Genomic DNA, 16,443 nt, shown 5'->3' on the forward strand with positions numbered 1-16,443 from the left:
GGATTTGAATAATAATATTTAATTTACGGAATAAATTATAATGAATACTGATTTTATAAAGGGTTATTTTATTAATACTATGTTATAGGAGATAAATATGAATATTGGAAATAGTGTTTTTTTTAGAAAAAAGGAATTACATAACTTTTGTATTTATAGATTCATTTTTGGGATTAGTTATAGTCTCATGATTCCAACCATACCACTTTTCTTTGACTCTATAGGAATCACTACTCTAACCATTGGGACTGTAATGTCTTTATATGGAATAAGTAAAACATTAACTCAAATGCCTTTTGGAATTGTATCTGATACAATAGGAGATAAATTAACGCTAATGCTAGCATTGATTTTAATGACTTTTGTTCCTTTTGCTTATACTTTAACTAATAATCATCTATTAGCTAGTTGTATATATGTAATACAAGGAGCAATACTTGGTATGGCTGCCCCTGCAACTTTTTCTATATTGTCAAGATCCTTAGATATAAGGAAAAGAGGAGAAAGTACAGGACTAGCCTCTGCAGTTTTTACACTTGGTGGTGGAATTGGTGCAGCTATCAGTGGATGTATTGTAGCAAAACTAGGAAATTATAATATGGTATTTTATATATCATCAATTGGGATACTAATTACATTTATATACGTTGGCTTACAAATAGGTAAAATTAATTTAACACAGGGTAAAGTTAGATTTAATACAAATAAAAATAGCAGTAGAATCAAAGTAATAGGTGAAGAAATAAAAAGATATAATCTTAAATATAAAATTATAGTATTAGGAACTATTGCATTTTTAGGTGATTTTATATATGGATGTATTGTAGCTCTTTTTCACTTTTATGGACAAGATATTTTAGGTACATCAACTGTATATACTTCTGCAATAATATCAATTTATTTACTTGTTTTTGGATTAGGAGCACCTATTGCTGGGTGGGTAAGTGATAAAATAGGAAATAGAAGACAGTTATTTCTTTCTTTCAACGTTATGAATATCACATTGCTAGGATTAACTTTTACAAGAGATATAATTATTTTTACTGAGATAATAATTATGTATTTCTTAGGTGCTACGTTCCTAAATGCAGCATTACAAAGTTCGCTTTCAGAATTTGGTGATAACCTAAAGATAAAAGGTATTGTATTTGGCATTGTTGGAGCATCTGAATCATTAGGATACTCCCTTGGTCCCATAGTTTCAGCATATATATATCAGTTAAATAAGTCATGGTTGTTTATGGGATTATTAGCAGTTTCAATTTTAGTTTCAGTTATTTATTTATTTCTATATAAAAAAGCTAACATATAGCCTTAAGCTAAGAGATAAAAATCATTTAAGGGGTATACTATATTTATAATAGCCTATAATATTAGTAAAATATTATAGGAGTTATTTATGAATATTAAAAATAATGTTTTATTTCATAAAAAAGAACTGAGACAGTTTTGTAATTTAAGATTTATTTTTGGTATTAGCTATAGTTTTATGATCCCCATAATACCACTTTTCTTTGATTCTATAGGAATTAGTACCGTAGTTATTGGTACAGTAATGTCATTGTATGGAGTAAGTAAAGCTTTAGCGCAAATACCTTTTGGTATGGTATCTGATGCAATAGGAGATAAGTTATTGTTAATAATATCATTAAGCGTAATGACTTTTGTACCTTTTTTCTATACTATTTCGCATACCCAAATATTAGCTAGCGCTATATACATAGTACAAGGAGGAATACTTGGAATGGCTGCTCCAGCCACATTTTCAATATTATCTAGGTCACTAGATGAGGAAAAGAGGGGGGAATGTACAGGGTTAGCCTCTGCAGTTTTTACACTTGGTGGTGGAATTGGGGCAGCAGTAGGTGGATTTATTGTTTCAAAATATAATAACTACAATATAGTATTTTATATAACGTCAATCGGAATATTTTTTTCAGTTGTATTTGCAGTTTTTAAAATAAAAAAATCTAGTGGAACAATAAAAAAAAATAAACCTATAAAGAAAGGTATTAAAGTTAATAGTAGAGTTAAAGTAATCTTTAAGGATATTAGAAAATACAAACTTGGATGTAAAATTATATTATTAGGGTCTATTGCATTTTTAGGAGATTTCATATTTGGTTGCATAGTCTCTGTTTTTCCCTTTTATGGTCAACAGGTATTAGGAGCATCAATTGGATATACATCAGCAATAATATCAATGTATTTATTTGTATTTGGTTTTGGTGCACCTATAGCTGGTTGGATAAGTGATAAGATAGGAAATAAAAAGCAATTACTTATTTCTTTTATGATTATGAGTGCAGCATTATTAGGGTTATATTTTGTAAGAGGATTAATTATATTTACCTCAATAATTATAATATACTTTCTGGGAGCTACGTTTTTAAATGCAGCGCTACAAAGTTTGCTTTCAGAATTTGGTGATAATGATAATATAAAAGGAATTGTATTTGGAGTTGTAGGTGCCTTTGAAGCATTTGGATATGCACTTGGACCAATAGTTTCTGCATATATTTATGGATTAAATAAGTCATTATTATTTCTAAATTTATTAATAGTTTCAATTTTAGTTTCAGTTATTGATTTAATATTATGTAAAAAAGCTTATATAACATAAAGTAGTTAAGTATATTAATAAAATATTTTATTGGTTATTAAATGAAATATAAGAAATATAAGATTTAAAAATTTTCTAAAAGATATTTTTAGAGAATTTTTTCTTTTTTGAAGAATATGTATAAAAAAGGAGAGTTTTTTGTGTATTTAAATTTGCATTAATAAAGAATAAAATTGGGGGAGGTTGAAATGATAAAAGAGGTATTTCTATTATATATTGATAGGTGGCAATTTTTCTTAAAGCTAACAATGGAACACTTGAAAATTTCAGGAATATCTATATTAATAGCTTCAATAATAGGGTTAATATTAGGAATTTTTATTAGTGAGTATAAAAAGACATCTCCATTTATTCTTGGTATAACAAATTTTGTTTATACAATTCCATCTATATCACTTCTAGGTTTTTTAATTCCTTTTTCAGGTATTGGAAATACTACAGCAGTAATAACCCTTACCATTTATGCACTTTTACCAATGGTTAGAAATACATATACAGGTATAGAAAATATAGATCCTTCCATAATTGAGTCTGCAAAAGGAATGGGTAGTACACCTTTTGAAATATTATGTAAAGTTAAACTTCCTCTTGCTACTACAGTGATATTATCGGGACTTAGAAATATGGTAGTTATGACAATTGCTCTTGGCGGTATTGCTTCATTTATTGGGGCAGGTGGGCTTGGAGTGGCAATTTATAGAGGTATAACTACAAATAATAAAACCATGACTATTGCAGGAAGTTTATTAATAGCTTTACTAGCATTGATATTTGATTTTATTATTGGAAGTATTGATAAAATTATTAAAAGGAAATGGAGGTTATTATAATTCATGAAAAATTTAAAGAAATATTGTAAAAAGTTTTCTCTATTATTGTTATTTATTTTCGTAGTTTCTATGGTAGGATGTTCAAGTAAAAGCAAAACCATTAAGATAGCAACAAAACCAATGACTGAACAATTTATCTTAGGTGAGATGCTAGCATTACTTATCGAAGATAATACTGATTTGGAGGCTGAAATTACTAAAGGAGTAGGCGGTGGCACAAGTAATATTCACCCTGCCATTGTAAAGGGTGATTTTGATCTTTACCCAGAATATACTGGAACTGGTTGGAGCTTTGTACTAAAAGAAGAGAGAATTCCGGATGATGAAACCTTATATAAGGAGCTTACAGAAAAATATGAAAGTCAGTACAACTTAAAGTGGGTTGGATTGTATGGATTTAATAATACTTTTGGGCTAGTAATAAGAAAAGATATTGCAGAAAAGTATAATGTTAAGACTTACTCTGATCTTGCAGCATATTCACCAGAGCTTATATTTGGAGCTGAATATGACTTTTATGAAAGAGAAGATGGATATGATGCATTATGTTCTACTTACGGATTAAAGTTTAAAAAGGCGTTAGATATGGATATTGGTCTTAAATATGAAGCTATAAATTCTAAGGAAATTGATGTAATGAATATATTCACAACAGATGGCCAACTTGCCAGTTCAGATATAGTAGTACTTAAAGATGATAAAAACTTCTATCAAACTTATTATTGCGGAACTGTTATACGTGAAGAGGTCCTTGAGAAATACCCAGAATTGAAAGCGGTTCTGACTAAAATGGAAAATATACTAACTGATAAAGAAATGGCAGAATTAAATCATAAAGTAGATGGAAATGGCCTTGATGAAAGAGAAGTGGCAAAAGAATTCCTAATAAATAAAGGATTATTAAAGTAATTATAGCAGAGGGAGAAATGTATGGAAAAACAAGATATTATACATTTTGAAAGTGTGTCAAAGGCATATGGTAATAACTTGATATTAAACGATTTTAATTTAAAGATAAATAAAGGAGAATTTTTAACGATAATAGGTAGTTCAGGTTGTGGTAAAACTACGGTACTAAAATTGATAAATGGATTACTTACACCAGAGGCAGGAAAGATACATGTAAATGGAGAGGATATATCGAGGGTGAATCAAATAGAATTTAGACGAAGAGTTGGGTATGTTATCCAAGGAGTTGGATTATTTCCACATATGAATATAAGGAAAAATATCTCTTATGTACCTAATCTAATAAAGAAAGATGATAAAAGAAAGATAGCGTCTAAAGTTGAAGAGCTAATAAAAGTTGTTGGATTAAGTGAAGATACGTTAGACCGTTATCCAAGTGAACTTTCAGGAGGTCAGCGTCAAAGAGTTGGTCTTGCAAGAGCCCTAGCTGCATCACCAGAGATATTACTTATGGATGAACCCTTTGGTGCAGTTGATGAAATAACTAGAAAGTTATTGCAAGAAGAAATCTTACGTATTTATAAAGAGGTCAATGTAACCATTGTATTTATTACTCATGATATCAAAGAAGCATTAAAACTTGGAACTAGAGTGCTTGTCATGGATAAGGGGAAAATAATACAAATTGGACCACCAGCTGAAATAATAGATAATCCTAAAACTGATTTCGTAAAAAAATTAATTGGTAGATGATAATAAATATAATAAAGTTAAGGGTATAACGAGCATGAATACTAGACTTTAAATCATAAATATGTTATTGTAGATAAAATATTATAATGGAAACTTCTTCTTATATTTGTTTGAAGAAGTAAATCTACTAACAAAAGTGTAGAGGTGAAATGTCATTTAAGGAGGGCTTTATATGGGAAAGATTGCAGCATTTTTTGATATAGATGGAACTATCTATAGAGAAGGTTTAATAACAGAAGTTTTTAAAAAAATAATAAAATATGAGTTAGTTGAAGAAGATAAATGGTATAATGAAGTTAGGCCAGCTTTTTCCAAGTGGGATATTAGACAAGGGGATTATGATACCTATTTACTTAAAATGATTGACGTTTATATTGAGGCAACTAAGGGTTTGAGTAAAGAACATATAGAACATATAGCTAGAAATGTGATTAATCAGAAAGGTGATAGGGTATATACATTTTCTAGGGATAAAATTAAATGGCATAAGGAACAAGGCCATGTTGTAATTGCTATTTCTGGATCTCCTATAGAGCTTGTAAGAGAGATGGCGGGAAAATATGAAATGGACGATTTTAGGGGTACCATTTATAAAGCCGATGACAGTGGGAAATATACAGGTGAAATTATTCCAATGTGGGATTCTATAAGTAAAGAAAATGCTTTAATGGAGTTAAAAGAAAAATATGATATAGATTTAAGTAAAAGTTATGCTTACGGAGATACTTCTGGGGATTTAACTATGTTTAAATCTGTAGGAAATCCATATGCTATAAATCCAACTAAAGAACTAATTTCAAAGATAATAGAAAATGAAGAAGTAAAGAATAAAATCAATGTTATAGTGGAACGAAAAGATGTTATTTATAAATTAGATATTAATAATTTAGAGTTAATCTAAGTAAAAGAAAGTTTTACAATTTAGGGTATAGCTTGAGTGGCGTTACAATAGAAGTCTTGTAACGCCACTTTTAAACATAACACTTTCTTACAAAAGGGGGATTTGTATGATTAGATTTGAGATAATTACAAGAGATAGATTGGGGATTACAGTAGAGATATTAGAGAAAATTTACAATAGGAAAATTAACTTAATTTCTATGGAAGTGTTTTTTCAAAAGGTATGTGTAAAGGTTGAGGACATGGAAGATGGGTTAAAGAAGGAACTAATGAAAGAGATTTGTAATATTAAAGATATTATTTCTGTTAAAGAAATGGAGTTATTATATTATGAACAGAAAGAAAAAAAGTTAAAAGCTATAATAGATTCGATAGAGGATAGGGAATTCAAGAACATAATTGGTACAAGCAAGGCAATAGAGCGGGTTAAAAATATGACTTTGACTATTGCAAAGAGCAACTCAACGGTATTATTAAGAGGTGAAAGTGGTACAGGTAAGGAAATTTTTGCAAAGGCAATACATGATATAAGCCCTAGGTGTAATAAGAATTTTATTGCTATTAACTGTGCAGCATTACCAGAAACCTTATTAGAGAGTGAATTGTTTGGATATGAGCCAGGAAGTTTTACAGGTGCAATGATAGGTGGAAAGGATGGAATTATTAAAGAAGCTAGTGGAGGAACTTTATTTTTAGATGAAATAGGAGAAATGCCTATGTTTATCCAAGCAAAGTTATTAAGGGTGATACAAGAAGGGAAAATTAGAAAAATTGGTAGTAATAAAGAAGAAGCCATAGATGTAAGAATCATAGCTGCGACTAATAATAATCTTGAAGACATGATTAAGGATAAAACTTTTAGAGAAGATTTATATTATAGATTAAATGTAGTTCCTATGTATATTCCAACATTACAGGAACGATTAGAGGACATTCCACTTTTTGTACAGTTCTTTATAGATAAGTTAAATTATAAATTAAATAAAAATATAAAGGGCGCTGATGTTGATTTCATTAGCGAGTTAATGAAATATCATTGGCCTGGCAATGTTAGGGAGTTACAAAATGTTATAGAAAGAGCAATGAATTTATGCAAAGGGGATATATTAACTGCAGAGGACATTTTCATTAATTTTAAGAATGATATTTATAGCTATGGTCCTAAAGAGATTATAGATAAAAAATCTGATGAATATTTGCAGCTACCATTAAAAGATATAATGGAGAAATGTGAAAAAGAAATTATTAAAAAAACTATAGATAATTACAAGAGTTATAGAAAAGCTGCAAGTGTACTTAAAGTTTCTCATACTACAATAATGAATAAAATTAATAAATACAATATAAAAATTTAAGTATTTTTATATTTACATCTGTAAAAATTAATTTACAGATGTAAAGAAATATTTACAAAAAAATTCTGATAAGTAAAGAAATATTTACAATAACTTAGTATAAATATTAAGAGTTGCATATTATAAAAATAAATGAGATTCTCCTTTCCTTGTTATTAAAGCTTTGTGTAAAACTATATTCACCTAGATCTAAGTATCACTTAAATTACCTTTAATTTGGCACTAGAATTGCTATATATTATTGTGAAAATATTTATATTGGGAGGTCAAATTAATGGGGAATAATTTAAAAACAATGGGCTTTGCTACTAGAGCAATTCATGGTGGACACGTTAAGGATCAATTTGGTGCTTTAGCTACTCCTATTCATCAAACAGCAACCTTTACTTTCGAATCTGCAGAGCAAGGTGGTAGAAGATTTGCTCTTGAAGAAGGTGGATATATATATTCAAGACTTGGAAATCCAACAAATACTCAATTGGAAGAGAAGTTAGCAATGCTAGAAGGTGCAGAGGCAGCAATTTCTACTGCATCTGGCATTGGAGCTGTTGCATCAGCATTTTGGACAGTGTTAAAAGCTGGAGACCATGTGGTAGCAGCAAAAACTCTTTATGGATGTACCTATGCTTATTTAAATCATGGAATAAGCAGATATGGGGTTGAGGTAACTTTTGTAGATACTACTAAACTTGAAGAAGTAAGACAGGCTATGAGAGACAATACCAAGGTAGTTTATTTAGAAACACCAGCAAATCCAAACCTTGAAGTTGCAGATATAGAAGCTATAAGTAAGATAGCTCACAAGAATAAGGATTGTATAGTAATGGTTGACAATACTTTCTGTACTCCATATATTCAAAGACCATTAGAATTTGGAGCTGATGTAGTAATTCATTCAGGAACAAAGTTCTTAAATGGTCATGGAGATGTAATTTCTGGTTTTGTAGTTGGAAGTGGCGAATTTATAAAGAATGTTAGATTATTTGGTGTAAAGGATATGACAGGAGCTAGCTTAAGTCCTTTTGATGCATTTTTAATCATTAGAGGTATGAAAACTCTAGAAATAAGAATGGAAAAACATTGTGAAAATGCTATGAAAGTAGCTAAATTTTTAGAAGGACATAGTGCAGTGGAAAAAGTATATTATCCAGGTTTAGAAAGCTTCCCACAATATGAATTAGCTAAAAAGCAAATGTCTTTACCAGGAGCTGTAATAGCTTTTGAGGTAAAAGGTGGAATCGAAGAAGGTAAGAAAGTTATAAACAGTACAGAGCTTTGTACAATAGCAGTAAGTCTTGGAGATGCTGAAACTTTAATTCAACATCCAGCATCAATGACACATTCTCCATATACTAAGGAAGAAAGAGAAATGGCTGGTATTAGTGATGGATTAATAAGAATAGCTGTTGGTCTTGAAAATGTGGAAGATATAATAAATGATTTAGATAAGGCATTAAAGTCTATTTCATAGAATAAATAGTAAAATAATATTAAAAAATGACTTGCAACTGTAAGATTTATAGTTGCAAGTCATTTTTTATCCTGCGAACTCCTTCTAAGAAAAAAACTCTGTTTATTTAGTATAAAATGGTAAAGCAAAGAGATACTGTTTGCAAGGTATCAATACTAATATTATTTGCATAATATATATAAACAAGTCTAATGTTTATAAACAAAGGAAGTGAGTATATGTTTGCTTTACAAGAGGATGGTAATGGGTTAGGTATATTTTTCATATTTAGTTTTCTTATAATATATATGAATAATTGTAAAAAATGTTGTAGAAAGACACCCTATGAATTAGGATTAGAATTAATCAATTTAGGTGCGGAAGAGGAAGGAAGACTTGCACAATTTTTAAGATGTGAAAGTGAGAAGATTGAATGTCTTATAGATAAGGCTAAGAAAAATCATTGTTGCTGTGATAAAATTACTGGCAAGGATTTGATTGAAGTTAACAAATGTATTAAGAGTACCCTTTGTCATATTGCAATAATTGAAAAATCTATTTTTGAAAAAATCAAAGTAGGAAAAGAGTTGATGTCAATGAAAAATTGCCACTGCCCGATTCCTCCTAGCTCAAATAACTCATGTGATGATGAAAACTATGATTTAATACTTAATGTTATTTTAGTAATTTTTCTAATTAATAGAAGCAAAATGCAATATATATGTTAAAAGATTTTTACAATGGAGTAACACTTATAATATATTGTTTATACAATATAATAAACAGTAAATTTCATATTAAAAAACTAGTTATGATAAATTTAGGGGGTAAAAAAATGGGAGCACCAGTATTAAATTGTGAACCAATTTGTGTAATAGGAAAAAAATTAATGTTATCAGGAGCTTTAATGGAAGCTGGACTTGCATCATTTGTTCAAGCAGAAAGTGAAAAGATAGAGGCATTAGTACCACTAGTTGCAGATACACCAGAGATTACACCGGCTGAGTTAATTCAAGTAAATAGAGATGCAACAGATGCATTCGAAGCAATTAGAGATATCGAGACAATAATTTTTCAAAAGATACAATTAGGTAATGCTTTATATAATGTAGGTACTGGAGATGACGTTTGTCCATGTCCAAATGGTAATGAAGAGTAAAAAAATTATATAAGGTTTTTTATAAAGACAAGATTCTTTAAAAGAACCTTGCCTCTATATTATATTTTATTTGTTTAAAAAAAGGTTCATTCTGAAAATTCAGGATGAACCTTTTTATACGAAAAAAATTTCATTAATGATTGATTCTGCTTTTTCTATACTTAGAGTTGGGTTAGTTGTTAATATTGAGTATAAAATACCTTCCTTTGATAACTTCATAGGCTTTAAATCAAAATTATCATAGTAGTTTACTTTGTCACCAATTTTTTTATTAGATAAAAGATTTATCCAGTAGTTATTCTTAATAAAGGCTAGTTTACTATAAATATTAATTAAGCTACCAAGTTCTTCGCAGATTACTTTTATTAAGGATTCCTTATTATTGCTGTTGTTTTTATGATGAATAATTATTGAGGCTAAGCTTTCATTTAATTCATTTATTATATTATACCATGGATAATTAGGATTGGTTTTTGTGAATAAGTGGAAAGGATTTAGCTTATATTTATCCTTGTTGATTAAATAGCAATATGCTAAATTACTAAATCTATTCTTTATACTTTCTAAATTTTCATGATTTATTTGAAATGCTATGGTATCTAAATTCAGAATGTTTATCACATCTTCTAAAATTTTTTCTATATTATTAAAATCACTGTAATTTTGTATTAACTCAATAATAGTGTCATAGGGTAATCCTTTAAAAGGACCTTCGCCAATATAGGTTAGTATATTTGACACTACGTTATTTTTACTTTTTCCAAACTCATAAATGATCTCTATGGAGTTCATATAGCACATATCAAGAACTAAAATGTCAATTTTTACATCCATAGAATTCTTTATTAAGTCAATAGCTTTACACATTTCAGGAGTACCCATCATGTAAGGTACCTCTTGAGTTAAATCTGTTGTATTTCCAACAAAAGATATTCCGTGTCCACCAAGTGCCACCATATAATGTTCTGATGGATAACTTTCCATTCCCCATTTAATAAAATCATATAAATTATTGGGATCTGCCATATTTATTTTACCTAAGTCTTGAATTAGTCTTGAATTTGATTTAGATATATAATAACGTCTAACTCCAGACCATTGTTCACTTTCCTCGGTGAAAATTTCATTGGGTCTCATTATCTCTGCAATTTTTCTGTTAGCTCTTCCTATTTGCATAATAACATTTACATCATCATTTGAACCAACTTTCTCACAATTTATTAGACTTTCATATATTTCTGGTTCAAGTTCATTATTTCCATTAGCATAAATTAATATTGTCCAATTACTCAATTGTATACCTCCTTTCTATTGCTTTATCCTAACATAGAATTCTACTATGTATTATATTATTTCTTAATAAATAACTTAAGATTCAATAAAGAAAGGCCCCCCAAGGTTGGGAGAACTTTCTATTAAATATTAGTTCATTGATTCTTTTAATATAGAAAAATCAATTCCCCTTGAATTACCATTTGGTGGTGGTAACAATTCACAATCAGGTCCAGTTATAATTCCAAAGTCACAAATTCTACCAGCATGAACTGCAACATTTATTTGAGTAGTTTGAAAACATCCCTGTAGTGAAAATTGGTATTCACCAACAACATTCTCATTATTTCTATTCCACTTCATCTGTCTTGTTGCTCCTATATTAGAAAGACATGGCTGAGCATTATTAGGAGTATATTCAGCTCCCTCTATAGGAGTGAAATTAATCACATTATGCTGTGGGTTGCAAAGTTGGAAAGCAAAGTTGCTAATTCCAGGAGTTGGTGGACAAGCAACAAATTCAACCCTATACCTCCATGTCTGAACATTATTTACACATATTGGATAACCTTCAACTAATGTTATTCTTATACCATTAAGCTCCACTGAATCTGCCATAATATTTTCCCTCCTTTGAGAAAAAATCATTGTTATAATTTATTATATTAAGGAGAACTATCAATGGTACTAGATGTTTATATAAATTCATGAAAAATTATTTATTCATCCCTTAAATATAAATTTATCATAAATCCCAAAATATAAATATTATCCCCATTCTCATAATTTCAGGTATTAAAATAGTAATTTTAAGTAAATTATATAAAAAAGTATAAGTTTCTGTTAAAATAATATTAGAAATTATTTTATATAATTATATAAGGAGGAATTATAAAATGGAAAAAAAGACAAGGGGATTTTGGACTACATTAGTGTTAGTACTTTACATTCTTGGAGGAATTAATTCGCTTTTTACTCCACTTACAAATAAGAATACAGCCCAAATATATCCAGAACTTGCCCTTAGCAATGGAATGGTAGTGTTTTCAGTTATATTGGGAATAATAATTATTCTTATTTCTATAGGTATTTTTATGTGGAAAAAGATGGCGGTATATGCTTTGGCAGTATACTATCCCGTGACATTTCTAGTAAATTTAATTACAATAGATTTTAGTATGGGACCAATAGCAATAGGTATAATAATTGGTGGAATAATAAGCATTGTAATATCATATCTAATAGTATTCAGCCTACTTAAAAAAATAAAATATAATGAAGAAGTAGAAAATACAATGAATGTATAAAATTAGTGTGTAGTAAATAAAGAAGATAGGTTCTATCTTCTTTATTTATTATAAAATAGGACAAGGAGTGAAGAATTTGAAGATGGATTTCAATCTTTCAAAGAAGAAAAAGTATATACTGATTGTCATTGCAGTAGTATTATTTATAATACTTTCAGCAGTAATAATTGCTATAAAGTTAAAAGGACCAAAAGAGAAGACAACAATTACTCATGAAGATAGTTATGAAATCAAAGGAGAAGAAACATTAAAATTTAATGGTATTAGTATTATAAGTGATGAACAAATTATTATTGTAGATAAGTCACAAGGAGAATTAAAAGATATAAAAGTTAAAGATGGACAAGAGGTAAAGAAAGGCGATGTATTATTTTCTTATCTTAATACTGCAGTTGAAGATCAAATAGCACAATATGATAGGGAAGTAACTTCAAATAATGGCAAAGTATCTAGAGTGAAGAAGGAAAAGGATAAAGTTAACTCAAGCATTAATAAGCTACAAGGAGATTTAAATGCTATAAGTGGTGAACTAAATAAAGTTCAGAGTGAAATATCTAAGCTTAGTACATCACAAGAAAAAGAAGCTCAAAGTCAATATAATGAATTATTGAAAACAAAAGATGTCCTTGAAGGTAAGCAACTAGAAGTTTCTCAACAAATAGAAATATTAAGGAGTCAAGTTAATGGCATAGAAACTGAAGTAGCAAGTTATGAAGAGGGAAACAAGTCAATAGTAACTGAAAGGGATATTTTAAAGAAAAAAATAGGTAAAGATATAATTGCAGATATAGATGGAGTAGTGAAAGTAAATAGCAAGGGTATAGATGATCCAACTGTAGCCTATATGAGAATAATATCTAAAGAGCCTTTAGTTAAAGCAGAAGTTTCTGAATTTGATGTAAAGAATTTAAAAATAGATGATGAAGTAATGTTAAAGGTTATTAGTAGTGGAGAATATATTAAAGGTACTATAACTGAAATTGACGAGCTACCTATTGAAGAACCAGGAAGAACTACAACAGGATACAATTTTTACATAAAACCAGAAAAGAGTATCAGAATAGGGTTTAGCTTAGAGGTTAAGTGCAATTACAAAGGAATAGAAATACCTAAAGATTATGTATATGAAAAAGATTCTAAGATACATATACTTAAGGAAAAAGGCGAATCTTATGAAGATATAGAAATAAAAGCAACTTTAGAAAATGATAAGTATTATTTATTAGATGGAGCTATAGGGATAGGAGATAGGTTGATTAAAAATCCTTCTACGGTACTAGAAGGGAGCAAATAATTATGATTAAATTAAAAGACATAAATAAGTTTTATGTTACGGGGGATGAAACTCTTCAGGCATTAAAGAATGTTAATTTAGAGATAAATAAGGGTGAGTTTCTAGCAATAATGGGACCCTCTGGATCAGGAAAATCAACACTTATGAAAATATTAGGATTGCTGGATAAAAAGTTTGATGGAAGTTACACATTTTTAGATAAAAATATAAGTTCTTTTTCAGATGATGCTTTAAGTAAGTTTAGAAATGAAAAGATAGGATTTGTATTTCAAGATTTTAACCTTATAAAAAGGCTTTCAATAAAAGAAAATATTGAAATACCTATGCTTTATAGAGGTCATAGAATAAAGGAAACCAAGAAGCGAGTTGTAGAACTATTAAAAAAGGTTAATCTTGAGAGTAAAATAAATAAGTATCCTACTGAATTATCAGGAGGACAACAACAGAGGGTATCCATTGCTAGAGCATTAATTAATAATCCGGATATAATAATTGCAGACGAGCCTACAGGTGCTTTAGACAGCCATACATCTAAGGAAATAATGGGTATGTTTAAAGAACTTAATGATGAAGGAATTACTATAATTTTAATCACCCATGATATAAATGTAGCAAGACAAGCTAATCGAGTAATGTCTATTTTCGATGGTGAGCTTAAGGAAGGAGAATTTTAGATGAAGCTTAGTGTTCTAATTTTTTCTGCTTTAAGAAATCTTATAAGAAATAGAAAAAGATCTTTCTTAACTATGTTAGGTATAATAATAGGAATAGCAGCAGTAATTACCATAGTTGCATTAGGTGAGGGGTATAAGAATAAAACTATAAAAGACTTTACAGGGGAAAACGAAGGTAAAGTTGTATTAAATGCCATGTTTACTCCATCAAATGCGGAACATATTAATGCTACAGGAAATAGTTTTAATAATAATGATAAAAGAGCTGTAGAAAGATTACAAGGAATTGAATCAGTAGAGTATATATATTCTAGCAATGAATATGGTGAGCTTGTAGATTTACAGGTGAGGGGAGCTACCATTCAAGGAATGGCTTCAGAGGTAGAAAAAACTGATTCTCCAAAGATTATAGGAAGAAATTTAAGTGAAAAAGATAATGAAAATTCAACAAGAACCATGGTATTAAGAGAAAGCGTAATTGGTGATAAGGTTGGAGAAAAAGAAGAGTTAATTGGAGGTATTGCAACCTTAAAGGGTATTACCTTTGAAATTGTAGGTATTATAGAATCTGATGAAGATGAGGAATTTAGCTTTAGCTTTAAACCAGATATTCAAATTCCAAAGAATACCTATGATAAGTTTTTCCCTTCTAGTGATGTAGTTCAAGGCATGAGCATTACCTTAGTTAATGGAGTAAATGTTAAGGATACTATTAAGAGTATAGAAAACACCCTTAATGAGGAAGGCTCTAAAAAAGCTGAAGGAGAATATATGGTGATGGATACCAGTGGAATAATAAAAATCATGGGTTCAGTACTAAATACATTAACTTTATTTATTGCTGGAGTTGCTGGAATATCATTATTTATTGCGGGAATAGGGGTTATGAACATGGTTTATACTTCTGTTTCTGAGAGAACTTTAGAAATTGGAATTAAGAGATCAATAGGAGCCAGAAGAAAAGATATAAAGCGAGAGTTTTTAGTAGAAGGAGTTGTTATTACTGTCACTGGTGGAGTGATAGGATATGTATTTGGAATAATAATTGCTAATATCATATCTTATTTTATGCATATGGCAATAATCCCAAGTCTATTTACTGCATCTGTAGCTATAGGAATTTCCATATTTATAGGTATAGTATCTAGTATAATTCCTGCTAATAAGGCTGCGAGTGCAAATACCATTGATATACTAAAATAAAAATAGTGGTAGACTTTTTAAATATAAAGGTCTACCACTTATCTATTTATCAAGGTTTACTATGGTAATAGAATATGCATCGTATTCTATTAACCCATCTTTTCTCATTTTATTTAATTCACGGGATAATGAGGATCTTTGTACCCCGAATTTTTCTGCTAAATCCTTTTTAGTTACTTCTAGTTTAATTATATTACTCTTTTGAACATAGCTTTCATACATTAGAAAGTCAATTATGCATTGTCTTATAGACTTAAGAGAAAGTGTTTTTATTTTATCTGTTAAAATTAAGGTTTTGTCTGAGATGGAGTGAAGAAATTTAGATAAAAAAGTAGTATTACTTTGGCAGAGGCTTAAAACTAAATCTTTTTTTAAGTGTATAAGTGTTACTTCCGTTTTGGCTAGAACCATCATTGGATAAAAGTTTTTATGGGAAAAAAGAAGATTTCCTCCTAGTTCACTGCCGATAGTAAAATCACTTATTGAAATATAGTTTCCTTTCTCATCAGTGCTTTGTACAGAGACAATTCCTTTCAAGACTATATCAAAAGTAACACATTTTTCATTTTGAAAATAAATTACGGAATTTTTTTTATAAGTTTTTATATTGAAAGAATCTTGTACAAATAAATGATTAATAGTGCTCAAAGAAATATCTTTAAATAATTCTGTATTTTCAAGAATAGAAATAAAATCTATCATTATTATTTCCCC

17 protein-coding genes are annotated in these 16,443 nt (G+C 29.1%); 14 read left to right on the forward strand and 3 right to left on the reverse strand.

Annotated features, from left to right (window positions below):
- Nucleotides 1–97 precede the first annotated feature (97 nt).
- The 10 genes from IO99_RS04185 to IO99_RS04230 all read left to right on the forward strand — a co-directional run bounded on the left by IO99_RS04185 (nt 98) and on the right by IO99_RS04230 (nt 9,979).
- Entirely contained in the window at nt 98–1,312 is a 1,215-nt protein-coding gene (locus tag IO99_RS04185; protein ID WP_035130693.1) for an MFS transporter, read from the forward strand.
- Nucleotides 1,313–1,399: 87 nt separating this feature from the next.
- Nucleotides 1,400–2,623 carry an MFS transporter gene (locus tag IO99_RS04190; protein ID WP_035130695.1) on the forward strand — a complete coding sequence of 408 codons (1,224 nt, stop codon included), beginning with the start codon at nt 1,400–1,402 and terminating at the stop codon, nt 2,621–2,623.
- 188 nt (nt 2,624–2,811) lie between these two features.
- Complete coding sequence (locus tag IO99_RS04195; protein WP_035130697.1) at nt 2,812–3,453, forward strand: ABC transporter permease; 642 nt, start codon at nt 2,812–2,814, stop codon at nt 3,451–3,453.
- A gap of 3 nt (nt 3,454–3,456) precedes the next feature.
- Nucleotides 3,457–4,362 (forward strand): glycine betaine ABC transporter substrate-binding protein, encoded by a 906-nt coding sequence (locus tag IO99_RS04200; RefSeq protein WP_035130700.1) that lies wholly within the window; start codon nt 3,457–3,459, stop codon nt 4,360–4,362.
- Between the two features lie 21 nt (nt 4,363–4,383).
- Nucleotides 4,384–5,115 (forward strand): ATP-binding cassette domain-containing protein, encoded by a 732-nt coding sequence (locus IO99_RS04205; RefSeq protein WP_035130701.1) that lies wholly within the window; start codon nt 4,384–4,386, stop codon nt 5,113–5,115.
- Between the two features lie 172 nt (nt 5,116–5,287).
- Complete coding sequence (locus IO99_RS04210; RefSeq protein ID WP_035130702.1) at nt 5,288–6,016, forward strand: HAD-IB family hydrolase; 729 nt, start codon at nt 5,288–5,290, stop codon at nt 6,014–6,016.
- Nucleotides 6,017–6,122: 106 nt separating this feature from the next.
- The gene (locus IO99_RS04215; protein ID WP_035130703.1) at nt 6,123–7,370 is read left to right on the forward strand and encodes a sigma 54-interacting transcriptional regulator; all 1,248 of its coding nucleotides are present in this window, start codon (nt 6,123–6,125) and stop codon (nt 7,368–7,370) included.
- Nucleotides 7,371–7,644: 274 nt separating this feature from the next.
- Nucleotides 7,645–8,841 carry a methionine gamma-lyase gene (gene megL, locus IO99_RS04220; RefSeq protein ID WP_035130704.1) on the forward strand — a complete coding sequence of 399 codons (1,197 nt, stop codon included), beginning with the start codon at nt 7,645–7,647 and terminating at the stop codon, nt 8,839–8,841.
- Between the two features lie 218 nt (nt 8,842–9,059).
- Nucleotides 9,060–9,548 carry an alpha-helical endospore appendage domain-containing protein gene (locus tag IO99_RS04225; RefSeq protein WP_035130705.1) on the forward strand — a complete coding sequence of 163 codons (489 nt, stop codon included), beginning with the start codon at nt 9,060–9,062 and terminating at the stop codon, nt 9,546–9,548.
- Nucleotides 9,549–9,655: 107 nt separating this feature from the next.
- Nucleotides 9,656–9,979, forward strand: a complete 324-nt coding sequence (locus IO99_RS04230) for an alpha-helical endospore appendage domain-containing protein (protein WP_035130706.1) — start codon at nt 9,656–9,658, stop codon at nt 9,977–9,979.
- 114 nt (nt 9,980–10,093) lie between these two features.
- Here IO99_RS04230 and IO99_RS04235 read toward each other — a convergent pair whose 3' ends face one another.
- The gene (locus tag IO99_RS04235) at nt 10,094–11,272 is read right to left on the reverse strand and encodes a clostripain-related cysteine peptidase (protein ID WP_051823912.1); all 1,179 of its coding nucleotides are present in this window, start codon (nt 11,270–11,272) and stop codon (nt 10,094–10,096) included.
- A 129-nt stretch (nt 11,273–11,401) separates the two neighbouring features.
- A complete protein-coding gene (locus IO99_RS04240; RefSeq protein ID WP_035130707.1) occupies nt 11,402–11,869 on the reverse strand; it encodes a hypothetical protein in 468 nt (155 codons plus the stop codon).
- A gap of 278 nt (nt 11,870–12,147) precedes the next feature.
- On the opposite strand from IO99_RS04240, the gene IO99_RS04245 reads away from it, so the two are divergent.
- The 4 genes from IO99_RS04245 to IO99_RS04260 all read left to right on the forward strand — a co-directional run bounded on the left by IO99_RS04245 (nt 12,148) and on the right by IO99_RS04260 (nt 15,729).
- Nucleotides 12,148–12,558 carry a hypothetical protein gene (locus tag IO99_RS04245; protein WP_035130708.1) on the forward strand — a complete coding sequence of 137 codons (411 nt, stop codon included), beginning with the start codon at nt 12,148–12,150 and terminating at the stop codon, nt 12,556–12,558.
- A gap of 76 nt (nt 12,559–12,634) precedes the next feature.
- On the forward strand, nt 12,635–13,852 hold the full coding sequence (locus IO99_RS04250; RefSeq protein WP_035130709.1) for an HlyD family secretion protein: 1,218 nt from the start codon (nt 12,635–12,637) through the stop codon (nt 13,850–13,852).
- A gap of 2 nt (nt 13,853–13,854) precedes the next feature.
- The gene (locus IO99_RS04255; protein ID WP_035130710.1) at nt 13,855–14,526 is read left to right on the forward strand and encodes an ABC transporter ATP-binding protein; all 672 of its coding nucleotides are present in this window, start codon (nt 13,855–13,857) and stop codon (nt 14,524–14,526) included.
- Nucleotides 14,527–15,729: an ABC transporter permease gene (locus IO99_RS04260; RefSeq protein ID WP_035130711.1), complete on the forward strand. Its 1,203-nt coding sequence runs from the start codon at nt 14,527–14,529 to the stop codon at nt 15,727–15,729.
- 42 nt (nt 15,730–15,771) lie between these two features.
- On the opposite strand, the gene IO99_RS04265 is transcribed toward IO99_RS04260, so the two are convergent.
- On the reverse strand, nt 15,772–16,431 hold the full coding sequence (locus IO99_RS04265) for a Crp/Fnr family transcriptional regulator (protein ID WP_198028556.1): 660 nt from the start codon (nt 16,429–16,431) through the stop codon (nt 15,772–15,774).
- Nucleotides 16,432–16,443 lie beyond the last annotated feature (12 nt).

The sequence above is a fragment of the Clostridium sulfidigenes genome (assembly GCF_000732635.1).
GTDB lineage: Bacteria > Bacillota > Clostridia > Clostridiales > Clostridiaceae > Clostridium_J > Clostridium_J sulfidigenes.

Bases quoted from the DNA above. Each gene is read 5' to 3' on its own strand.
- IO99_RS04185 (WP_035130693.1), top strand. From the start codon at position 98: ATGAATATTGGAAATAGTGTTTTTTTTAGAAAAAAGGAATTACATAAC.
- IO99_RS04190 (WP_035130695.1), top strand. From the start codon at position 1,400: ATGAATATTAAAAATAATGTTTTATTTCATAAAAAAGAACTGAGACAG.
- IO99_RS04195 (WP_035130697.1), top strand. From the start codon at position 2,812: ATGATAAAAGAGGTATTTCTATTATATATTGATAGGTGGCAATTTTTC.
- IO99_RS04200 (WP_035130700.1), top strand. From the start codon at position 3,457: ATGAAAAATTTAAAGAAATATTGTAAAAAGTTTTCTCTATTATTGTTA.
- IO99_RS04205 (WP_035130701.1), top strand. From the start codon at position 4,384: ATGGAAAAACAAGATATTATACATTTTGAAAGTGTGTCAAAGGCATAT.
- IO99_RS04210 (WP_035130702.1), top strand. From the start codon at position 5,288: ATGGGAAAGATTGCAGCATTTTTTGATATAGATGGAACTATCTATAGA.
- IO99_RS04215 (WP_035130703.1), top strand. From the start codon at position 6,123: ATGATTAGATTTGAGATAATTACAAGAGATAGATTGGGGATTACAGTA.
- megL (WP_035130704.1), top strand. From the start codon at position 7,645: ATGGGGAATAATTTAAAAACAATGGGCTTTGCTACTAGAGCAATTCAT.
- IO99_RS04225 (WP_035130705.1), top strand. From the start codon at position 9,060: ATGTTTGCTTTACAAGAGGATGGTAATGGGTTAGGTATATTTTTCATA.
- IO99_RS04230 (WP_035130706.1), top strand. From the start codon at position 9,656: ATGGGAGCACCAGTATTAAATTGTGAACCAATTTGTGTAATAGGAAAA.
- IO99_RS04240 (WP_035130707.1), bottom strand. From the start codon at position 11,869: ATGGCAGATTCAGTGGAGCTTAATGGTATAAGAATAACATTAGTTGAA.
- IO99_RS04245 (WP_035130708.1), top strand. From the start codon at position 12,148: ATGGAAAAAAAGACAAGGGGATTTTGGACTACATTAGTGTTAGTACTT.
- IO99_RS04255 (WP_035130710.1), top strand. From the start codon at position 13,855: ATGATTAAATTAAAAGACATAAATAAGTTTTATGTTACGGGGGATGAA.
- IO99_RS04260 (WP_035130711.1), top strand. From the start codon at position 14,527: ATGAAGCTTAGTGTTCTAATTTTTTCTGCTTTAAGAAATCTTATAAGA.
- IO99_RS04265 (WP_198028556.1), bottom strand. From the start codon at position 16,431: ATGATAGATTTTATTTCTATTCTTGAAAATACAGAATTATTTAAAGAT.